Origin of the sequence: Mastigocoleus testarum BC008 (assembly GCF_001456025.1) — a bacterium.
GTDB lineage: Bacteria > Cyanobacteriota > Cyanobacteriia > Cyanobacteriales > Nostocaceae > Mastigocoleus > Mastigocoleus testarum.
On the sequence record NZ_LMTZ01000035.1, the window covers coordinates 121,443 to 140,689 of the forward strand.

The 19,247-nt window shown below is 35.8% G+C and carries 15 protein-coding genes; 6 read left to right on the plus strand and 9 right to left on the minus strand.

Annotated elements, in window-relative coordinates; translation table 11 throughout:
• Window positions 1-124 precede the first annotated feature (124 nt).
• The 3 genes from recF to BC008_RS07345 all read left to right on the plus strand — a co-directional run bounded on the left by recF (window position 125) and on the right by BC008_RS07345 (window position 4,668).
• Window positions 125-1,243 carry a DNA replication/repair protein RecF gene (recF, locus tag BC008_RS07335; RefSeq protein ID WP_027846327.1) on the plus strand — a complete coding sequence of 373 codons (1,119 nt, stop codon included), beginning with the start codon at window positions 125-127 and terminating at the stop codon, window positions 1,241-1,243.
• A 254-nt stretch (window positions 1,244-1,497) separates the two neighbouring features.
• Window positions 1,498-1,914, plus strand: coding sequence for a hypothetical protein (locus tag BC008_RS07340; RefSeq protein WP_027846326.1), 417 nt, complete (start codon window positions 1,498-1,500; stop codon window positions 1,912-1,914).
• Window positions 1,915-2,220: 306 nt separating this feature from the next.
• Window positions 2,221-4,668: a putative PEP-binding protein gene (locus BC008_RS07345; protein ID WP_027846325.1), complete on the plus strand. Its 2,448-nt coding sequence runs from the start codon at window positions 2,221-2,223 to the stop codon at window positions 4,666-4,668.
• Window positions 4,669-4,780: 112 nt separating this feature from the next.
• Here BC008_RS07345 and BC008_RS07350 read toward each other — a convergent pair whose 3' ends face one another.
• Window positions 4,781-5,617, minus strand: coding sequence for a DUF1361 domain-containing protein (locus tag BC008_RS07350; protein WP_027840911.1), 837 nt, complete (start codon window positions 5,615-5,617; stop codon window positions 4,781-4,783).
• A gap of 312 nt (window positions 5,618-5,929) precedes the next feature.
• Between BC008_RS07350 and BC008_RS07355 the strand changes: the two genes are divergently transcribed.
• Both BC008_RS07355 and BC008_RS07360 read left to right on the plus strand, forming a co-directional pair.
• Window positions 5,930-7,495: a hypothetical protein gene (locus BC008_RS07355; protein WP_027840912.1), complete on the plus strand. Its 1,566-nt coding sequence runs from the start codon at window positions 5,930-5,932 to the stop codon at window positions 7,493-7,495.
• A gap of 71 nt (window positions 7,496-7,566) precedes the next feature.
• On the plus strand, window positions 7,567-7,779 hold the full coding sequence (locus BC008_RS07360; RefSeq protein ID WP_058183382.1) for a hypothetical protein: 213 nt from the start codon (window positions 7,567-7,569) through the stop codon (window positions 7,777-7,779).
• A 39-nt stretch (window positions 7,780-7,818) separates the two neighbouring features.
• Here BC008_RS07360 and BC008_RS07365 read toward each other — a convergent pair whose 3' ends face one another.
• The 6 genes from BC008_RS07365 to BC008_RS07390 all read right to left on the minus strand — a co-directional run bounded on the left by BC008_RS07365 (window position 7,819) and on the right by BC008_RS07390 (window position 14,688).
• A complete protein-coding gene (locus BC008_RS07365) occupies window positions 7,819-8,928 on the minus strand; it encodes a hypothetical protein (RefSeq protein ID WP_036264476.1) in 1,110 nt (369 codons plus the stop codon).
• A 119-nt stretch (window positions 8,929-9,047) separates the two neighbouring features.
• Complete coding sequence (locus BC008_RS07370) at window positions 9,048-11,054, minus strand: iron uptake porin (protein WP_027840914.1); 2,007 nt, start codon at window positions 11,052-11,054, stop codon at window positions 9,048-9,050.
• 163 nt (window positions 11,055-11,217) lie between these two features.
• Window positions 11,218-11,694: a hypothetical protein gene (locus BC008_RS07375; RefSeq protein WP_027840915.1), complete on the minus strand. Its 477-nt coding sequence runs from the start codon at window positions 11,692-11,694 to the stop codon at window positions 11,218-11,220.
• Window positions 11,695-11,997: 303 nt separating this feature from the next.
• A complete protein-coding gene (locus BC008_RS07380; RefSeq protein WP_027840916.1) occupies window positions 11,998-12,750 on the minus strand; it encodes an energy-coupling factor ABC transporter ATP-binding protein in 753 nt (250 codons plus the stop codon).
• Between the two features lie 362 nt (window positions 12,751-13,112).
• Window positions 13,113-13,772: an energy-coupling factor transporter transmembrane component T family protein gene (locus BC008_RS07385; RefSeq protein ID WP_036264478.1), complete on the minus strand. Its 660-nt coding sequence runs from the start codon at window positions 13,770-13,772 to the stop codon at window positions 13,113-13,115.
• A complete protein-coding gene (locus tag BC008_RS07390) occupies window positions 13,765-14,688 on the minus strand; it encodes an energy-coupling factor ABC transporter permease (RefSeq protein WP_027840918.1) in 924 nt (307 codons plus the stop codon). Before BC008_RS07390 ends, BC008_RS07385 begins: the two co-directional genes overlap by 8 nt.
• A 350-nt stretch (window positions 14,689-15,038) precedes the next feature.
• Between BC008_RS07390 and BC008_RS07395 the strand changes: the two genes are divergently transcribed.
• On the plus strand, window positions 15,039-15,536 hold the full coding sequence (locus BC008_RS07395; protein WP_027840919.1) for an acyl-CoA thioesterase: 498 nt from the start codon (window positions 15,039-15,041) through the stop codon (window positions 15,534-15,536).
• A gap of 457 nt (window positions 15,537-15,993) precedes the next feature.
• Here BC008_RS07395 and BC008_RS07400 read toward each other — a convergent pair whose 3' ends face one another.
• Together BC008_RS07400 and BC008_RS07405 are read right to left on the minus strand one after the other, a co-directional pair.
• Window positions 15,994-16,227, minus strand: a complete 234-nt coding sequence (locus BC008_RS07400) for a hypothetical protein (protein ID WP_321170070.1) — start codon at window positions 16,225-16,227, stop codon at window positions 15,994-15,996.
• Window positions 16,228-16,923: 696 nt separating this feature from the next.
• Window positions 16,924-18,120 (minus strand): 1-deoxy-D-xylulose-5-phosphate reductoisomerase, encoded by a 1,197-nt coding sequence (locus BC008_RS07405; RefSeq protein WP_027840920.1) that lies wholly within the window; start codon window positions 18,118-18,120, stop codon window positions 16,924-16,926.
• Window positions 18,121-19,247: the final 1,127 nt, after the last annotated feature.

Genomic DNA, 19,247 nt, shown 5'->3' on the forward strand with positions numbered 1-19,247 from the left:
AATTACGGCATAACGCACCGTCGCCATTAAGAGTAATATACGAGCATTAAGATATAAGGTTTAAGGAATTAATTAATCTTTTAACCTAAATACGTAGTGCTATCGTTTCCCAGTCGATCGCTTTATGTTTCTCAAAACTCTTCACCTCAAACAGTTTCGTAATTATCAAGAGCAACGAGTAGATTTTGTTGCTCCCAAAACCATACTCTTGGGTAATAACGCTCAGGGAAAATCCAATTTACTCGAAGCTGTAGAGCTATTAGCAACTTTGAGAACTCACAGGATCGCCCGCGATCGCGATTTAGTTCGTGATGGGGAAAATATTTCTTTGATTTTGGCAACACTACAAAGAGAAGCGGGTATCAGCGACTTAAAATTAACCTTGCGGCGTAACGGACGGCGAACCGTTAATCTCAATAGTGAAAATCTTCGCCGTCAGATGGATTTCCTTGGGGTTCTCAATGCAGTTGAATTTTCCAGTTTAGACTTGGAATTAGTTAGGGGAGGACCCGATGGACGACGTAACTGGTTAAATACCCTTCTAATTCAGCTAGAACCAGTTTATGCCCACATTTTGCAGCAATATAATAAAGTTTTACGACAGCGCAATGCACTTTTAAAGAGTTATCAGCAATCTGAATTAAAGGTTCCCCCCAAAGAACTGGCTGTATGGGACGCACAACTTGTCAGTGCTGGAACAAAAGTAATCCGAAGGCGCGATCGCGCTTTGCAAAGACTAACCCCCATTGCTAGTAATTGGCACGCCAGTATCAGTAATTCTACAGAAGTATTACGAATTAAATATTTGCCGAGTATTCCCTTGGAAGAAAACGAACCAGAACAGGTACAGCAAGCATTTTTCACCAAAATTGAACAACGGAGTGTAGCTGAGTTACATCAGGGTACAACCTTGGTGGGACCCCATAGGGACGAAGTAGAATTGACAATCAATCAAACAGCAGCCCGTCAGTACGGTTCCCAGGGTCAACAACGGACTTTGGTATTAGCACTTAAATTAGCTGAATTACAGTTAATTGAAGAAGTGGTTGGAGAACCACCATTATTACTGTTAGATGATGTCTTAGCAGAATTAGATCCTTCTCGGCAAAATCAATTATTAGATGCAATTCAAGATCGGTTTCAAACTTTAATCACTACTACTCATTTGGGTTCATTTGATTCCCAATGGCTCAAGTCATCGCAAATTCTGCACGTCAAAGCTGGGGAAATATTTCCTGGATAGGGTTAGCTTTGTCAAAAATTCTACTTGTAGCTAAGATTGGCTAAGTATAAGTTTGGAGAGGAATAATTTAAGAAATTAGTAACTATCAACGTAAATTGCGTAGTTACAGAGCCGTTGAATTTTGTTCGCGGATTATACCCGTCCGATCAGGTTATTGTTTAACTTGTGATTCTTTCACCTGTAATACCAGTTTAAAAATTACACATTTTTCGTATTACTTCGGTCAACAAATAAGAATTTATATAAATTGTGCAATGTCTCACAGTAATGACTTAGTAGAAAAAGAAGAGATCTCATCCTTAGGTGCATCTTTGCAAGAAATTGAGCCAGGAATTCTCAAAAAAGGCTATAAAAAAGGAGCCACAAGAGTTTGGTATCAAGGAGAAGAGCCATACTTTGATGTTTTTTGCGAACTCATTAATGATGAAATTGTCTGGTTTCAATTTACGTTGCGTGGTAAATCTGTATCTTGGGATAAAGATAGATCTGGATGGCAAACCGGTAATACTGACGAATTAAAAATCAACGATGTCAGTTTTTATGCAGCTAGTAAGACGATTGATAATGACAGTGCAATTGATTGGGAATTTATCAATTTAGTAAAATTAATTCTGACAACTAGAACTGACCAAGCTGTTTTTATTAAAGTACTAGCACTTTTTAATTCTTGAAAAGTAAAAAATAGGGGAGATTAAAGGTTAAAATTCATAGGCAATAGCTTAAAACTTCATAGTTATGGTCAGGTTACAGTTATCCAATTGAAACTTTAAACTACAGCACAATACAACCATAGTTTTATTAGATATTTATCGGTCTAAAGCAAAGTTGTAAATATGCTCATAAATACTATTTTAATGAGTATTTTTGCTGATAATTAGGTTTCACTAGTTGTCAGGATACTCTCCCCTGAGCGCTAATAAAACTAAAATAATTGATAACTTACAAGTAATAAATCAAGTAATAAATCAACGACCCAAGTGGACAAACTCTACTGGCTTGACCGAATTCAACTGCAAGATCGCACCAAAGTTGGTGAAAAAGCATTTAAGTTAAGCACTATCAAGCAGCTTGGCTACCCCGTAGTTCCGGGTTTTGTGCTTGAGGCTGAAGTAATGCAAGAATTTCTTGAATCTCTCAACACTTCAGAAGCTCTGATTGCTGATTTACCCCATTCTTCTTTACATTTGGATGCTGATAATTGGCGTCAGCTACAACAGGTTGCAAAGAACTTGCGTCAAGAAATTATCAATGCCACAGTTTCACCAGAGTGGGTTAAAAATATTACTAGTGCTGCTCAAGAATGGGAAAGTAAATATTTAGTATTTCGCCCTTCTATTGCGATACCCCATGCAAACAACCTGAGGCTTGAAAATATATCAAGCGTATTAGAAACTCAGTTTTGCTGCAATGAGTTTGAAGCAATTTCTTCAACACTAAAACGGGTTTGGAGTCAGTTATTTCGTGCTAAAAGCTTATTTTACTGGCAACGAATTGGAATTGATCTACAACAAGTAAATTTTGCAGTATTAGTACAACCGATCGAAAGTGCGATCGCCAGTGGTACACTCAATTCCTACCATTGGGGATGGGAAATTGAAGCTACTTACGGGTTAGGAATTGGTATCACTCTTGGTGATATACTGCCAGACTTTTATTCCATTGAAGGCGAAACACTCAACATTCAAAAGCAGCAGCTTGGCAATAAAATCTTAGCTTACCGTATTGGGGATAACCAATCTACGGAGAACTCTCCAGCAATAGCAACTTCTTCGATCGTATTAAATAATAATTGTCTTCTACCCTACATTTTAGAAGAAATCAAGCAACAACAATACGCCTTATCACCACAATATTTACATCAATTGAATCAAATTACTGGTCAACTAATTGATGAATTTGGCAGTAATTTTAGTTTTAACTGGACTATATTCCCAGAAACTCCCACCGGCAGAATTTACCTTACAAAAGTAAATAATCCCTTATCCAGCATTAATAGATTGAATAAGATTAGGGGATTAGCAGCATCCACAGGTAAAGTTAAAGCCAATACATTCATCATAAATAATTCAGACCCACGACCAGAATTATTACCCCAAGGGGTAATTTTAATTGCTCCTAATATTACTCCCGACTGGTTACCAATTTTACGGAATGTTGCTGGTATCGTTGCAGAAAGGGGAGGTTTAACTAGCCATGCAGCGATTTTAGCTAGAGAGTTAGGGATTCCAGCAGTTGTTAACGTTCCTGAAGTTACAAGTATTTTCGAACAAGGCGAACCAATATTAATTGATGGGGATAATGGGGAAATTTATCGTTTGAGTGCAGATACGGAACAAACACTGGATAATGGCAAAAATCATCAATTCTCCCTGAACACAAAATTAGCAAGCAATCAAAATCAGCCAGGAAATTTATCGACTGCGGTAGCTGTATCTATGCAGCATAATTCTGTACCAAATGACCGAAACCTATTACTCCCAAAAGATTTGCCCAGATCTAGTTCTCCTAACTTCGAAGAATCTATTGTTGCTACTCAACTATTAGTTAATCTCAGTCAATCCCATCTCATCGAAGAGGTAAAAAATCTTGCTGTTGATGGTGTTGGACTAATCCGTTCAGAATTAATGGTGTTAAAAATATTAGAAGGACAACACCCCCGTAATTGGTTACGTTCTGGTCGTAGGGAGCAGTTATTGGAGTGTTGGTGTCAGGAAATTCTGCAGTTTGTGGGTAATTTTAATCCCAGACCAGTTTTTTATCGTTCCTTAGATTGGCGATCGCACGAATTACCATCTCTTCAACATCACTCTCAATCTTCTTCCCAATCGATTTTGGGAGAAAGAGGAACCTTAAGTTACTTACAAAATCCAGAATTATTTGAATTGGAACTGGAAGCTTTAGCTAATATTCAACAAGCCGGTTATAGCAATGTTAATTTGATATTACCTTTTGTTCGTACAGTTGAGGAGTTTTCTTTCTGTCGTCACAAAGTAGAAGAAGCAGGTTTAACTCGAACGCAAAAGTTTCAGTTGTGGATCATGGCAGAAGTTCCCAGTGTATTATTTCTCTTACCTGAGTACATCAAAGCAGGAGTCCAGGGAATTTCAATTGGTACAAATGACCTCACACAATTACTCTTAGGAGTAGACAGAGAACAAGGACAGCTAGCAGCGATATTTGACGAACGACATCCTGTGGTGATGACTGCTATTTCTGAATTAATTCAAATGGCGAAAGAAGGGGGGATTCCTTGTTCAATTTGCGGTCAAGCACCAGCACTTTATCCCGAAGTAATTGACAAATTAGTAGAATGGGGAATTACTTCAATTTCTGTAGAGCCAGAAGCATTAAAGCGTACTCATAGCGCAATCGCTCGCGCCGAAAAGCGCCTGATTTTAGAAGCTGCTCGAACCAGAAAAAATTGAAAATATTTGATGAACAACAAATGAGCAATTACCAATTACCCATTACCAATTACCCATTACCAATTACCCATTACCAATTACCCATTACCAATTACCCATTACCAATTACCCATTACCCATTAGAATTCATACGTTGTGAGGGAACAGATACTTGATTTTTTCCTTGGTTTGTAATTCCTAGAGTCACCCGCTTCATTATCCAGTACAAACCCCAAAGAACTATAAAGGTAATACCCATAATTACTATTGGTTGTTTACCCAGAGTATCTGCGATTGTTTGAGTTAATAATTCGTCTGGTTTGGTAATTAAATCCCAAGTATTAAAACGTAAAAATCTTCCCAGATAAATACCAATTCCACACAGGATATGAGTAGTGATTTCCATTGCGAAAATCCATTTACTCTTACCAATTTGGTGTAAGTAGTAACCAAGATTTATTAGGGATAGAACATAAGCTTCAAATCCACCCAAAATTACAACAATATAAGTGGGAATCAAAACTAAAGTAATCATCCAAACAGATTGGATTGTCCGGATATCATCAATTAAGTGAATAATATCAGTTAATAAATAAGGTGCGTTAGGTAAAAAAGCATAGAAAACTAAAAATCCCGACCACCACTTCAAACGGAAACCCAATCGACCGGGAAACAGTGCTAACCCAACAGCAATTAACGCTGCACTTGAAAGCCATACCAGTTGAATTAGCTCTACATTATTTTGAAAACCAAGTACCTTTTGGAAAATTTTTGGGATACTCGGTAAAAAACCCAGAACCATTAAACCACTCAACCACCACAACCAAGTGTATTCTTGGCGCTTGCGAAACAGTATTACACTTAAAGCCAATGGAATAAAAGCCAAAAATAAATTCCAAGTCATCCAACTCATATTGATTCGCAAAACTTGGACAACTCTGTCTGTGAGGTCAATTAGTTCTGGTTTCATAGGTGCTTCAACAGAAGACGTGTAAACTAATACGATTTACTTTCTTCTAAACTAGCTAATTAATCAAAAAAATGCACGCTCTTGTTTCGCTTTATACAAATTACTTATTTGTACCGGTTAGGAACAAAAAATTGCCTATTAAATTATCTTATCTTTTCCCTACCTTTTTAAAATATGATGAACGCAAGTATTTTTTATACAGCAATAAACAACATAGTTAGGTAATAATTAATCTACTTACTTGTAGATGTGATAGATGCGTTGTTTTGTGGAGAAATAAATATCTCCTAAAAATTTTATGGAGAGGATTAGATGACTTTTAAATTATACAATCACAATATTTACTTGTTTGCTTATTATCTTAGCGAAAGTAATAACAGTTTAGGTGAATATAAACCAGATTGGCTATGGAATAAATGTGATGAAATAATTGCTAAAACTTTAAAAACAGAATTTCATTTTAACGTTAAACAATATCTTGATTTAGAAAACAAACCAGAAGAAGCATGGGCTAATTTAAATAAGTTTTTTCCAAAAACTGATGATTACCATCCTATATATATACAGCCTCATAATTGTTTTTTTGACCCCAATAGTCGCAAAAAGGATTTAGATAGTAAAACTTCTATTCTTTACCCAGTACAACTTTATGATAGTTATGGCTTCGGTCTTAAACTGATCAATCCAAATAATGAATATTCTAAAGGGGTGAATGATAAAGAGATAGCATTATTTAATCCAAACAATTGTTTGATGCTAGACCTAGAGCAAGATAATCAATATTTTCTCGGTCAAACCTTATTCATTACTATTAATTTGGAAAATAGGCAAAAGTTAAAATATAAAAATAATAGAAATAAACTTAAAAATATTGCTGATAATTACATAGAATCTTTATTACCTGATTATGTCAGAAAACCTCCCTTCAATCGTGCTGGAAGTTTATTCGGATCTCCAATATTTGAATATGGTATCATCAGAGCATCTCAAAGTTACAGTCATATTATAATTTGGTTTATTTTAGATGATTCTTCAGAAGAAAGATTTGATAAATATTATCAACAATTATTAGACTTATTCTTTTTTAGAGCTAAAATAATTCACGCCTATAATGAAATAATAAAGATTGAAAAAGAAGCAAAAAAGAAATCTAAAGATATACAATTAGAAATTGAAAAAACCCAAGAAAACTATAATAAGAATAAAATATTTAATCAGTATAGAGAAACCAAAAATGAATTAGATTTGAATAAATTAAAAAACTTGTTAATTGAACTACCATCTTTGTCGTTAGAGTATACAGAAAAGATACGTATAATAAAGGAATTTCAAAATGTTGTAGTATCCTACACTAAAAATTATAGTGACAAAATTTATGAAATAAGGAGTAATTTTTCAGATGAAGAGGATTTTTCATTTTTAGAGCTTTTTACTGATAGAACTTGCTATCCTTTTCAAGATAGAATAGTAGCTGCAGTCAACTTCTTTCAACTTGATACTAATTTAATCAACAATGCCATAGACTCAATTAGAGGTCAAGTTGAAATCGAACAGGCACATAGAGAACGCCAGTTACAAACTACAATTACAAGCTTAGGTATTGGTATTGCTGTTGCAGGGAATTTTGCATCTAGTTATGAAGCGGGTTCAATAACAGAGAACGACGAAGGCAATTACCCTGATATTTTGGGAATACCTTTTGACTCAGTTCATTTTACGATTTCCTTCTGTATAAGTATGGTTATTGGTTTTATTGCATGGCAAGGAGCATCGTGGTTTTTTAGTTGGTGGTATATTGAAGAGCAACTTATTAGAAAAACCAGATTTAAATTAAATCCTTTTAGATTATTACAAAATAGACAGCATAATACTAAATGAGATAATTAAATTCAAATAAGGAAAAGCACACAGACTTATTTATTACTGGATTTTTCCGTCCTATTGTTGGTATGTCGTTTGCTATTTTCACAGTAGCATTGATTGAATCTGGGATATTTTCTGGTGTTTTTAGAACTAGTAAAACTGAAAATCGCGCTGTTTATCTTTATATGGCTATAGCTTTTGTCGCCGGATTTAGTGAAAGATTGGTGGAAGATGTAGTTTTACGCACAGAAGATACTTTAACAGGTTTTTCTTCGCGTTCAAATAAATCAGATCGGTGATTACTAATCAAATAAAATTCAATTACTAAAATTCAATCACTAACGTAACAAAACGCGACTACGTGGACCAATAAGTTTTTTCCTTATGGTTACCTCCCTTTCCTTTGACAAACTTCCAACCTTCGGATTGAGTTTAGAATAATTACCACTGCTAAATTCAATATCGGGTATGGTCGAAGGTAACAAGCTATCAAAAGAATTAATATTATTGTTAGCAGTATTGATAGGAGAAGGTGGAATTATTTGATTGTCAGTTCCAATAGAATTTGAATTGTTGTTTGTCAAATTTCCATTAGTTACGGAATTTCCGCTAGCACCAGTGTTAGAACTTCCATGATTTGCAGAACTTCCACTAGTATTGGAACTGGAACTACCACTAGTTGTAGAACTTACACCAGTTGTTGAACCTCCACCAGTATTGGTATTGGAACTGGAACCACCACCAGTCGTAGAACTCCCACCAGTTGTTGTTATGGGAACAGCATCAGCAGGTACCTCCACATACAACTTCACCAAAGGTGAATTTTTCATTTCCAATGAAGTTACGGTTGGTTTCCCAGGAAGATCGGATTTAAAATCAAATACTGTTGGACTTTCACCACCATTAGGATCGCTGTATCTTGGTCCTTGTCCTGTGACTTTAAAAGTTCCTTCGTACTGCTTTCCAGTTTTTGGATCTGTAACAATACCTTTATAAAAACCTGCTTTTATTCCAAACTCATCTTGAACAACTGCTTGAAATTTAGTTCCATCTATTTTTCCTTGATATTTATAATCTTGTAATTCACCACCCGAAAGTACCGGTGAAGCGATCGCACCATTTTTAGAAATAACCGGAATACCTTTAAAGTCAACATAATATTGAAGACTTCCATCAGTACCAGTTTTCATTTTCACATAATCAGAACTGTAAACTGCTTTCCCATGACGGAAGTAAGTACCGTTATGATCGGTGTCCACCCGAGTAGTAACTCTATTGAAGTTTGGATTAAATGCAGGAAGTTCGAGAGTTCCAGATAATGTACCAGTACTTTGAATAGTAAATGGAGTTACTTGCGCTGACACGATTGATGAATTTAGCCCTAAAAATAAGCTAGTTAGACCAGTACCGAATAAAATGGTGCGAGTAAGCGCTGATGTTTTTTGCATTTTTGGTAATTGGTAATTGGTAATTGGTAATTGGTAATGGGTAATCAGTGATGAGTAACGAGTGATTTTTAACTATTAACTGTTAACTGTTAACTGTTAACTGACAACTGTTAACTGCTCTAAAACTGATATGTCGCTCTGAGTGCACCAACCACTAGAGGGTCGTTACTTTTGTTATGGTCGGGATTAAAAACTACAAAAAAGCCAGGAGTTAAAGAAAGATTTTGGTTCACTTGGGCGCGATAAAAAAGCTCTAGGTGAAGTGATGTATCTTTGCGTCCACCAACCGTACCACCATCAGAAAAATTCGGAAAATTAAAACCATCAGGTAAAGAACTGGAAGTGATTTTTGGTGGTTGTCCAACGATCGCACCAGCTAAATTACCGCTTTTTCCCAAGTTAGGTAAAGCTGCAAAAATAGCCCAATTAGTTGTTTGTACGTTACCAGAAATATTTTGCGGGTCTGAATAAGTCCAACCACCCCAACCTCCCACCTCCAAGTTTGGACTTATTCGCCATGCTACCGTCGCACCGACTGCTTGAGTATCAAACTCTGTCACAGGTGCAAAAGGGGAAATTAACTGAGCGTCTCCAATTCCCGTACCTAATAGAGCATCGGGAGAATGGGAGTAGAGATAATGTATTCCAATATTTAAATTATTGGTAGGAGCTAAACTTAATTGAGCTCCAGCACTATATCTACCATTAAATAAACCACCACTATTAGCTCCGGGGAAAGATGCAACTTCAGTGTTATAAATAGCTTGCAAACTCACGCGATCGCTAATTTGCCAATCAAAACCAACTCCACTTCTACCATTACCAATGGTCAAAATTGGGTTGCGTTGACCAAATAAAGAAATAGCTCCTTCTCCAGAACCTTCCAAAGGATTAATTCCCCTAAATGTAGAAATAGAATTAACTCCTGCAGTTCCAATAACAAACCCTAGATTTTCTGAGACCGCAAAGCGATAAGATAATTCGTTTAAAACTACATCATTATCAGTATCAGACTCATAACCCAAACGTCCCATGTTATTAAATACGAGAGGTGCTGAGGAACCTAAATTACCTGTGGATAAGCCAGTCAGCAGTAAATCCTTACCAGTAAATGAAGTAGCTAAAGTTAGTTGTACGCTATTGTTGAAACTCAGGCTGCTTTTTGCTTGACGCTCTGTTTCCCCATCCCGAGGAAATAAATCTACTTCTGGATTATTGTTACCCTGTAAACTAAGAATTGCCTGTCCAAATAGCTTTGTGGTAGGAGAAAAATTATTTTCTTCTGAGCGTGTAACTCTTTCTTCAAAATATTCGATCCGTTTTTTTAGCTGTTGTAACTCTCGTTGAAAATCTGTTTTTAGTCTTTGTAGCAAGCGTAAATCTTTTTCTGTAACAGCTTCGTTAGTATTGTCAGCTATCAACTGATTAATTTTTTCCGTACAATTTGCTAAATCAGCAGCAAATTCATAGCGATTTATCGCACGATTTCCAGCATAAGCTCTATCTTTATACCCTGAGATACAACCATAACGCTCTATTAAAGACTTCAAAGCACCAAAAGCCCAATCATCAGGTTGTACATCATCTAGCTGTGATACTGATGTAAGTTTAGAAATTAGGAATTTTGGGTTTTCTGTTTTAAGTACTGAATGTTCGTTCTTAGCTCTTAGGTCTTGACTTTTGACTTCTGATACCCGTTCAAAATCTGATATTTCTGGTATTTTCTCTTGAATTTCAACTTTTCTTGAAGAGAAAGAGTTAGAAACAGAAAACTCATCACCATTAGTTCTTTGTCTCAACTCTTGAACCCCACTCACTGGAGGTGTGCTGTGTAGTAAATTTTGTTCTGGAGTAATGATTTGAGGTAAATTTTCCTCCTCTTCAATTTTCAAGGTGATATTGGAACCACTCATATCTGGCTCGAGTGTTTCCGGAGGAGCTATTTGAGAAGATTGAATCTCTGGTTTTTTTTGTTCTTGTTTTACTTCTTTATGTTCTAATTGTTGATTTTGCTGTTCTGATACTTCCTCAAAAGAAGCTTCTACTTGTGGTGAATATGGTAATTCCTTTGCTGATGGGATTCCTGTTGTTAACACGCTCGCAATCAACAAGCCAATATTGCTCATTAGTTGTATTTCAATTTACTAACATCCACTATTTCCTGTGACAGATAAAATTAGTATTCATCAGGAAAATATTACATAAAAATGTTGCAAATGATACTAGCGATAGTGCTAGTTTATGACGAGGGTATTAATACTGAAAAAACTTCAAGAATTATCTAAGAAACTATTTTTCTTGCTTACAATAATTTCCGATCTCTATTTCCAACCTATCTGATTGCTTCGCATATTTTGATGCAGTATTTAATGCTAGTTTAATATCTTTACGTGCCTTACGTATTTTCCCTCGACCAGATTTTGAAGCTTCTGCTACTTTTGAAGCACCTAATGCTTTACCAGCTTTATCCACTTCTCGACTCATATTGTTAAAAACCTGAGCAAAACTATTTGTATATTCTCGGAGTTTTGGGTCTTCTAGATTAAGCCTTTCCAACTTCTCAGCGACTTTATCTAAATCTTGAGCTAGTTGTAAGCTGGTGACAACTTGGTATCCTTTCTTGCTTTGTACTAAGGATGTTCCTTCTTCTACTGTTTGAATTAAGCGTTGGCATTGTGCTTTTTTAGTCTCTTCACATGCGCCAACTAATAAGGTCAGACTTAAACTCAGGGGAGTGATAATTTTAAATAAAATCCGAATAGACATTAATTTTCTATATTAAATAATACTGAAATTATCATAACCAAGAGTAGAGTAATTTTACACATTAGCACTCATGTATTTAATCTACCTCGGTTTTAGGTGTCGAGTTGATAAAATGTGTATTTTAAAATAAATGTTCACTTTTATGGGCAGACAAAAGGAAGCTTGGGAGCAGGAAGAGGTTTGAGAAACAAATTAGGCAAAAAGTCTTTATCCCCCATACTATCCCCTGCTCCTTGCCACCTTATTAGATCAGTATTTTTACTGCCTATGATAAAAAAATAGTAATTTTATAGTCGAGTAATTCTACCAGTCTAAGGGTAAACCTACTGCCTCCAAGCTTTCACCATCTTGTAAAAGCAATTTTATGTCTTTGTCTATAACAACTTGTCCTCTCGATAGGACTAAAGCTCGCTGTGTAATTTTGCCAAGCCAATGCAGATCGTGGGAGGCAATCAACATTACTTCTACTGGTAAATTTATCAGCACTTCAGCCAAATTTCGCCGCCATTTAGGATCTAAACCATTAGTTGGTTCGTCTAATATGAGAATTTTTGGTTCTAAAGCTAAAATAGTTGCTAAAGCAGCTAATCTCCTTTGTCCCCCTGAAAGTTCATGTACCGAACGATTAGCATAAGCTTCTAAATTAAAATCTGCTAATAACTTTCTGGCTTTATCCACAGCAACAGCTGCTGGTACCCCATAATTCCGGGGTCCAAATGCCACATCCTCTAAAATTGTCGGCATAAATAATTGGTCATTAGCATCTTGAAAAGAAAAGCCAATATAACTCCGTATTTCTGGTAAAGTTTTCGTTTCTACAGGAGTACCGCGAATCCAGATTTTTCCAGAAGTTGGTTCTTTTAAGCCAATAAGGTTTTCTAACAAAGTACTTTTACCAGAGCCAGTAGCACCCATTAACGCGACTCTTTCCCCTGCATACAAGTTGAAAGAAATTTCCCTTAAGATAGGCTCTTGTTTGGAATAAGCATAAACTAATTTTTCTACTATCACTTCTGGTTTTGAGGTGATTGATTTTGAGGTGGTTAATTGTGACATTTTGAGTTTTCTTTCGATCGATCTAATGAGGTGAAGTTAATCAGGACAAAACGCCCCCGAAAGGGCGCTCCTGTAATGCGAAGACAAATAACAATGAAGATGAATAACTCGAAAGCAAGAGTCTGAAGACCAGTTAATCCTGAAATTCGAAAATAGAAAAACAAGAAATTAGAAAATAAACCACTAATTGAGAAAAAATAACAGTTTATGTGGTTAGAATATCCGTAAAAGTGATGTGCGATCGCCAAAACTGACAGAAAATTTCTAATAAACTCTAAATTCTTGGGAAGAGTAAAGTAAGTCCTCAGAAGTAGTGACCCTAAATCCTAAGCCTTGATTGCTGTTCGAGTGTGAATTCGTAATCAATCGAGGAGATAAGAACCTACAGTTAAACTAATTGCCATTGTACTACTGACAAACAAAGTAAAACGTTCTTTTGTTCTTAGTCCAGAATTTACTGGAAGTTGACCATTGTAACCGCGAGCTACCATAGCAGCATGAACTCTTTCAGCACGGTCTAAACTGCGAAGAAAAAAGGCTCCAATCATCGCCGCACTGGTGTAACGAATCCAGCCAGCTGTACCTCCCAAACCACGTAATTTAGCGCTACGCTGCATTCGAGTTACTTCTAACAACAATATTTCTAAGTACTGCCCAGCTAAAAGTAAGCTTTCTTTGAAGGCTTTGGGTAGTGGCAAATCTTTAAGGGCGATACCAAAGCTATGGGGAGGTAAAGTTAGCAAAAAGCTATTCATAGTTACCAGACAAACTAAAGAACGAACCAGTAAAAAACTTGCTCGTTCCCACCCTAAAGGTAAAGCCATTACAGATAGAAAGACTAATTCTAGACTTAACAATCCTGTTAATTTGCGGATATTAGCCTGCAAGAAAATAGCCCATAAAATTGCTATTACCCCATAACATAGGAGCCAGTACCAAGCTCCTAATTTTAGTAAAGCTGTTCCAATTACGATAATCAGCGACAAATGTAATTTTAATGATAGAGAGACTCGATCAAGCATTCTTTGGTTTAACAATTTTGGCAATTCCAAAAGCTACAGCAAAACAAACAACCGACCCTAAAACTCCAGCAATGCTAGTACCTACTCCCTCATTACCATTAAATGTATAGTCTGAAAATGGTGTGGGTAAAGATACTCGCACGTTATCTGCTAGACCTATAAATCCGTTGTCCTCAGCCACCCTTTCTAAACCATCGGGCCAAGCCGAAGCAAACAAAGATAACACTCCCGCAATCAATAAAATACTGATAACTGGAACTACCCAACCGCGAACTTGTTTCTCTTCTCCTGGTAATAGGTCCGGTCTAGCTTGAGAAAGATAGGCTAATACTCCACCGGTGATTAATCCTTCTCCAATACCAATCAAGATATGAACACCAGTCATCGCTGGTAAAACAATATTTACCTTTCCAGTACCGGATATGCTAAGTTCAATTGCTGCAAAAATTGCCGCCGCGACTACACTTAATGCAGCCGCAATTCCACCAGCAAGAGGTAAACGACTTTTAGACCCACCCAGCAATCGTTGCAAAGTTTGAGTTAATATCCATGCTACCCAAACTCCAATTACAGCCATATTAAAAATATTGGCTCCTAAAGCTGTAATACCGCCATCAGCAAATAATACCGCCTGAATAATTAAAACAGTAGCAATACACAATGCACCAGCCCAAGGACTACCCAAAACAATCGCTGCTAATGCTCCACCTAGTAAATGACCGCTAGTGCCGCCAGCTACAGGAAAATTTATCATCTGCGCTGCAAAGATAAAGGCTGTAGTTAAACCTAATACAGGGGCACGACGAATACCAAAAGCCTCTTTGGAGCGTCCTAATGCCAAACCTAATACTGCTACACTTGCCAAACTTGTAGCTGCTGCTACAGATGGAGAAACAAAACCATCTGGTATATGCATAATTTTTCGATTAATTAGTGATATAAACCAACAAAAAATACTGTAGCTAATACGCAATCTTCTATGTATTAAATATTGTTTGAGTTATTTTTTCAATACCCCTATAGGGCATTTTATAAGTTTTTTCATCAATACTAGTGCTTTATTATATGTTGCTAAATATACTTGTGTTTCGCGATGTAAACTTTATGTAACTTACTTTAATTTGTTGTCTAAAAGTCATTATTAGGTGTAGTGAATTTCTGTAAATATAAAGTTCACTTTAGGAATGAAATTTGTTAGTCTTAACTCTCTTGTTGTTTAATATTTTAGTTGTTAAATACATATAGCACTTATCAATCAACTTAACTATGTTGGAAGAAAAAACAGAGCAACCAAAATTACCTACTAGCGCCATAGATCGTATTTCACATCAAGCATTTGATGACTGGTTTGAATATCCCATCAGAGTACAACCTCACCATACGGATTACCTTGGTGTTGTTTGGCATGGTACTTACGTTGCTTGGCTGGAGGAAGCAAGGATAGAATGTTTGCGCTCGATAGGGGTTAATTATGAAGATCTAGTTGCTTTGGGCTGCGATCTACCGGTTGTTGAGCTTTCTATACGCTATCACCAGTCTTTAAAACTAGGGACTACTGCTATGGTTAAGACTCGTATGGCTGAAGTAACGGGTGTAAGGATTAATTGGGATTATGCTATTACTTCTGCCGATATACAAGAACTATATTTAACTGCTCGGGTAACCTTGGTAGCTTTAGATCGCGAAAAGGGTAAAATTATGCGTCAGTTACCTGCAAATGTAAAGGATGCACTTGCAAGAATTTCAGGAACCACAAAAAAATAATTTATTTGCTAAACTTCATTGGCTAAATAATTTAATAGGCTAGATATTTAGTCCCTAATTCCTGAAAAATTTACTGTAAGGGAACTTTCTCAAATGATGTGGTGTGGGCTGTGCCCACTTTACAAAAAAAATATTACTTTGGATGTGTTTTTCGGTACTAAGACACAATTTTATACCCTTAAATTATTATTGTGGTGCAAAATTATGAATTATGGAAAAGTGATTGTTTATTAACTACAATTTGGAATAAATGCATTTAATTGTATATTGGGATTCTGGCAGTTTCATTTTGGAATTTCATTTTGGTATCTGAGTGAAATTAATTAACAATTTTGAATTCAAAATATTGAGTCAGGAATATTGAATTAGGAATAAGAAATATTCATAGGGAACCTATATGTCATTTGATACTAAATATATAGATTATTTTACCTCAGTACTTGTATTGTGGAGTAATTTAATTATTAGTGTCTATTAAGTCTTTAATGGCATCGTTGTTTTCAATTGCTCCGGATACCTTTTGTAAGAATTCAAATACGTAACCCACAACATCAAAAGGACTAATATCAAATCCAATCTTTAATAAAACAATAATTGCAGCAACAGTTAGAGCTAGTTTTACTGTAGTCTTAACTACTTTAACCAATATTGTAAAGACAATCCAAGCGACTATGAAAGTCAGAATAATCATAGAGTTATATTCCTTGTATAATAGCCCCAATAATCGCCCTGCTCACTAAGCTATATATTGTCGCTCTTAGGCTAGGAGACATCAATCTAAAATAATGTGGCTGGTATACAGCTCGCCATCACTAGAATTAGGAGTTTAAATTCAAGTACTAATATATACGATAAAATAGCAATTTTTGGGATATTTTATATGTAATGAATAATATTTCAGATAAATAAGAAAAATGATGTAAAAAACTATATTATGTCAAATACTTTTCAATGCATAGATATACTTCGAAATCAAAAAGTATCTGCTATTGTTTTTCGGTTACTGAGTGTGCCGATCTATTTTATATTTTCGGCTTGTTAAGCCCATCCACTACACAAATTGGGAATTCCAACTGAAACAGAGAATACAAAACAAGTAGTTTCCTCGTTCTAAAGCGTAAAGCCATATTACTTCTAAAATACCCTATCTGTCTTGTGCGTTATGATACCGACTGTATAATTTTTGTAAAGACGCAAAACCATGACCTTACGGTCACCCTCAGTGCTTTACGTCTCTACATTAAAAATTGATGTTTGGATATTATGGTTGGTCGACACTCCCGCGCCCTAAAGGTCGTGGGATGTAGCGCTCCGGCACTATAAACCAAATAACAAATTGGATATTAAATTTCCTCAAAATTCTCAACAATTGTCAGCAATCGAGAATTCATCGTAAAGAAATTACATCGCTCGAAGATTTTAACTCTTGGGTAACCTGTAAAACTTCTTGCCTTGCCCACCGGTCTGCAGTCAAAATATCATCTAAGGTTGGATTCAAACGATTGCGATCGCGGTGACGGTCACAAACTAATTCTATACTGCGGGGAATATCTAGAAACTTAATTTTTTCTTCCAAGAATAGGGCTACTGCTTGTTCATTTGCAGCATTTAATACTGCTGGCATTGAACCACCTGCTTGACCCGCAGTATAAGCTAAATTCATGCAAGGATACTTTTGATGATCGGGTTCGCGGAAAGTTAAATTTCCAGCTTTTACTAAATCTAACCTTTCCCACTCAGTATAAATACGTTCGGGGAAAGATAAAGCATATAGTAAAGGTAAGCGCATATCCGGCCAACCCAACTGGGCCAAAACAGAAGTATCTTGTAATTCAATGAGGGAGTGGATAATGCTTTGAGGATGAATAACAATCTGAATGTTAGAATAGTCCAACCCAAATAAAAAGTGTGCCTCAATTACTTCTAAACCCTTATTCATCAAAGTGGCAGAGTCCACAGTAATTTTTCGCCCCATTGACCAATTGGGATGCTTAAGGGCATCTGCAACTGTAACCTGTGCTAATTTTTCAGTTTCCCAGTCGCGAAAAGCACCACCAGAAGCAGTTAATAAGATTTTCCGCAAACCACCTTCCGGTACACCTTGCAAACATTGAAAAATTGCTGAATGTTCGGAGTCTGCAGGTAATAGTTTAACACCATGCTTTGCTACTAAAGGTAGAACGACTGGACCCCCAGCAATTAAGGTTTCTTTATTTGCCAAAGCTATATCTTTACCAGCTTCAATTGCAGCAACTGTCGGTAGCAAACCCGCACAACCAACAATTCCTGTAACTACAGTTTCTGCATCACCATGACGGGCAACTTCTATTACTCCTTCATTTCCCGCAAGTAAAATAGGTTGCGGATCGACATCTTTAATAGCTTCTTTTAGCTCGGGTAACTTTTCTTCAGCAAAAATTGCTGCAATAATGGGCTTAAACTGCTTAATTTGAGCAGCCAACATTTCCACATTCCGTCCGGCTGCTATTCCCACAATCCTGAACTTTTCTGGATTTTGAGCTACAATTTCTAACGTCTGGGTACCAATAGAACCTGTTGAACCAAGAAGTGTAATCGCTTTCACAATTGCTTATCAGATGAAAAGACAACTCCACTATAAATTGCTTGGGACACTCAAGGAAGAATCAGGGGATTGAGGACTAGAATTCGGGGATCGGAGACTTACAATCCCACTGACAATGGTTACTATCTATAAAAGTTATTTCATAAACCAATTACAAACTGCATCATTATTAGCTATTTCAATACTTTGCAGTTTTCCCGCTAGAATGTTTGTACTGTTACCGGAGTTATTACCTATTCGTAGAATTTACAATACCTAAGGTTAAATACGCATCCCATTAAAACTGACTGAAGAATCTTTAAAATTAATGTTTTTCAGCGAAATATTTGCCTGTAGAAAGTTACTTTAATTTATTATTTATTTTTCCTATTTTGGGTCTTTAATTATACTGGTGGCACACAGTATAATATTCAAAATTACACACAAAGTTTATACTGACTTGATGTTAAGTAAATACTGAATAAAATGTTGTATTAGACACATTGTATTTTATGCTTAATTATACAAGCATGATATTATTTGTTATAATTATCTTGTGGAACGCTAGGGTTGTCAGTCGAGATAAACTTCAGTATTTATACTGTCAACACAAATATCTAGAGTGTAATATCAATAATGTAGGGTTGTAAGGAACTAACCCTGGAAATATAAACTAATAATTTAATATTTCCTTAAAAATTGTTCTTGTCGTGTTCAAATATTTAGTTTTTTGAACCATTCATCAATTATAAAAAAACAAGTACTAATAATGCATTATTTAGTACTAATTTATTTGATGTTGATAAAGTAAAAATAATGATATTTCGAGAGTATTAGTACTAAGAATAATAAAGCTAATAGTTAACTTTTGCTTAGTTTAAATCAAGAAAAATCAAATTATCTTTAGGTATAAATTTAACTTTGTCTTTAACAGTAATATTCTGAGGTAATACTAAAATATACATTGTCAATGATGAAGGTAATATTTTGCATTCAATAATATTTAATATCCTCTCAAAAAATATTAGTTTTCCGTTGCTTTAATCTCACTTTTTGTGATGCTTAGACATAAACAAAGTCCGTAAAATCAACTAACCTCCTTTTGTGCTCTTTGTTGATGAAATCTGTTAATTTCTGGATTATCAGAC

Excerpts from the sequence above, each read along its gene's own strand:
- BC008_RS07400 (WP_321170070.1), bottom strand. The coding sequence starts at position 16,227 with ATGATTATTCTGACTTTCATAGTCGCTTGGATTGTCTTTACAATATTG.
- BC008_RS07370 (WP_027840914.1), bottom strand. The coding sequence starts at position 11,054 with ATGAGCAATATTGGCTTGTTGATTGCGAGCGTGTTAACAACAGGAATC.
- BC008_RS07375 (WP_027840915.1), bottom strand. The coding sequence starts at position 11,694 with ATGTCTATTCGGATTTTATTTAAAATTATCACTCCCCTGAGTTTAAGT.
- BC008_RS07385 (WP_036264478.1), bottom strand. The coding sequence starts at position 13,772 with ATGCTTGATCGAGTCTCTCTATCATTAAAATTACATTTGTCGCTGATT.
- BC008_RS07390 (WP_027840918.1), bottom strand. The coding sequence starts at position 14,688 with ATGCATATACCAGATGGTTTTGTTTCTCCATCTGTAGCAGCAGCTACA.
- recF (WP_027846327.1), top strand. The coding sequence starts at position 125 with ATGTTTCTCAAAACTCTTCACCTCAAACAGTTTCGTAATTATCAAGAG.
- BC008_RS07395 (WP_027840919.1), top strand. The coding sequence starts at position 15,039 with ATGTTGGAAGAAAAAACAGAGCAACCAAAATTACCTACTAGCGCCATA.
- BC008_RS07360 (WP_058183382.1), top strand. The coding sequence starts at position 7,567 with ATGTCGTTTGCTATTTTCACAGTAGCATTGATTGAATCTGGGATATTT.
- BC008_RS07350 (WP_027840911.1), bottom strand. The coding sequence starts at position 5,617 with ATGAAACCAGAACTAATTGACCTCACAGACAGAGTTGTCCAAGTTTTG.
- BC008_RS07340 (WP_027846326.1), top strand. The coding sequence starts at position 1,498 with ATGTCTCACAGTAATGACTTAGTAGAAAAAGAAGAGATCTCATCCTTA.
- BC008_RS07355 (WP_027840912.1), top strand. The coding sequence starts at position 5,930 with ATGACTTTTAAATTATACAATCACAATATTTACTTGTTTGCTTATTAT.
- BC008_RS07380 (WP_027840916.1), bottom strand. The coding sequence starts at position 12,750 with ATGTCACAATTAACCACCTCAAAATCAATCACCTCAAAACCAGAAGTG.
- BC008_RS07365 (WP_036264476.1), bottom strand. The coding sequence starts at position 8,928 with ATGCAAAAAACATCAGCGCTTACTCGCACCATTTTATTCGGTACTGGT.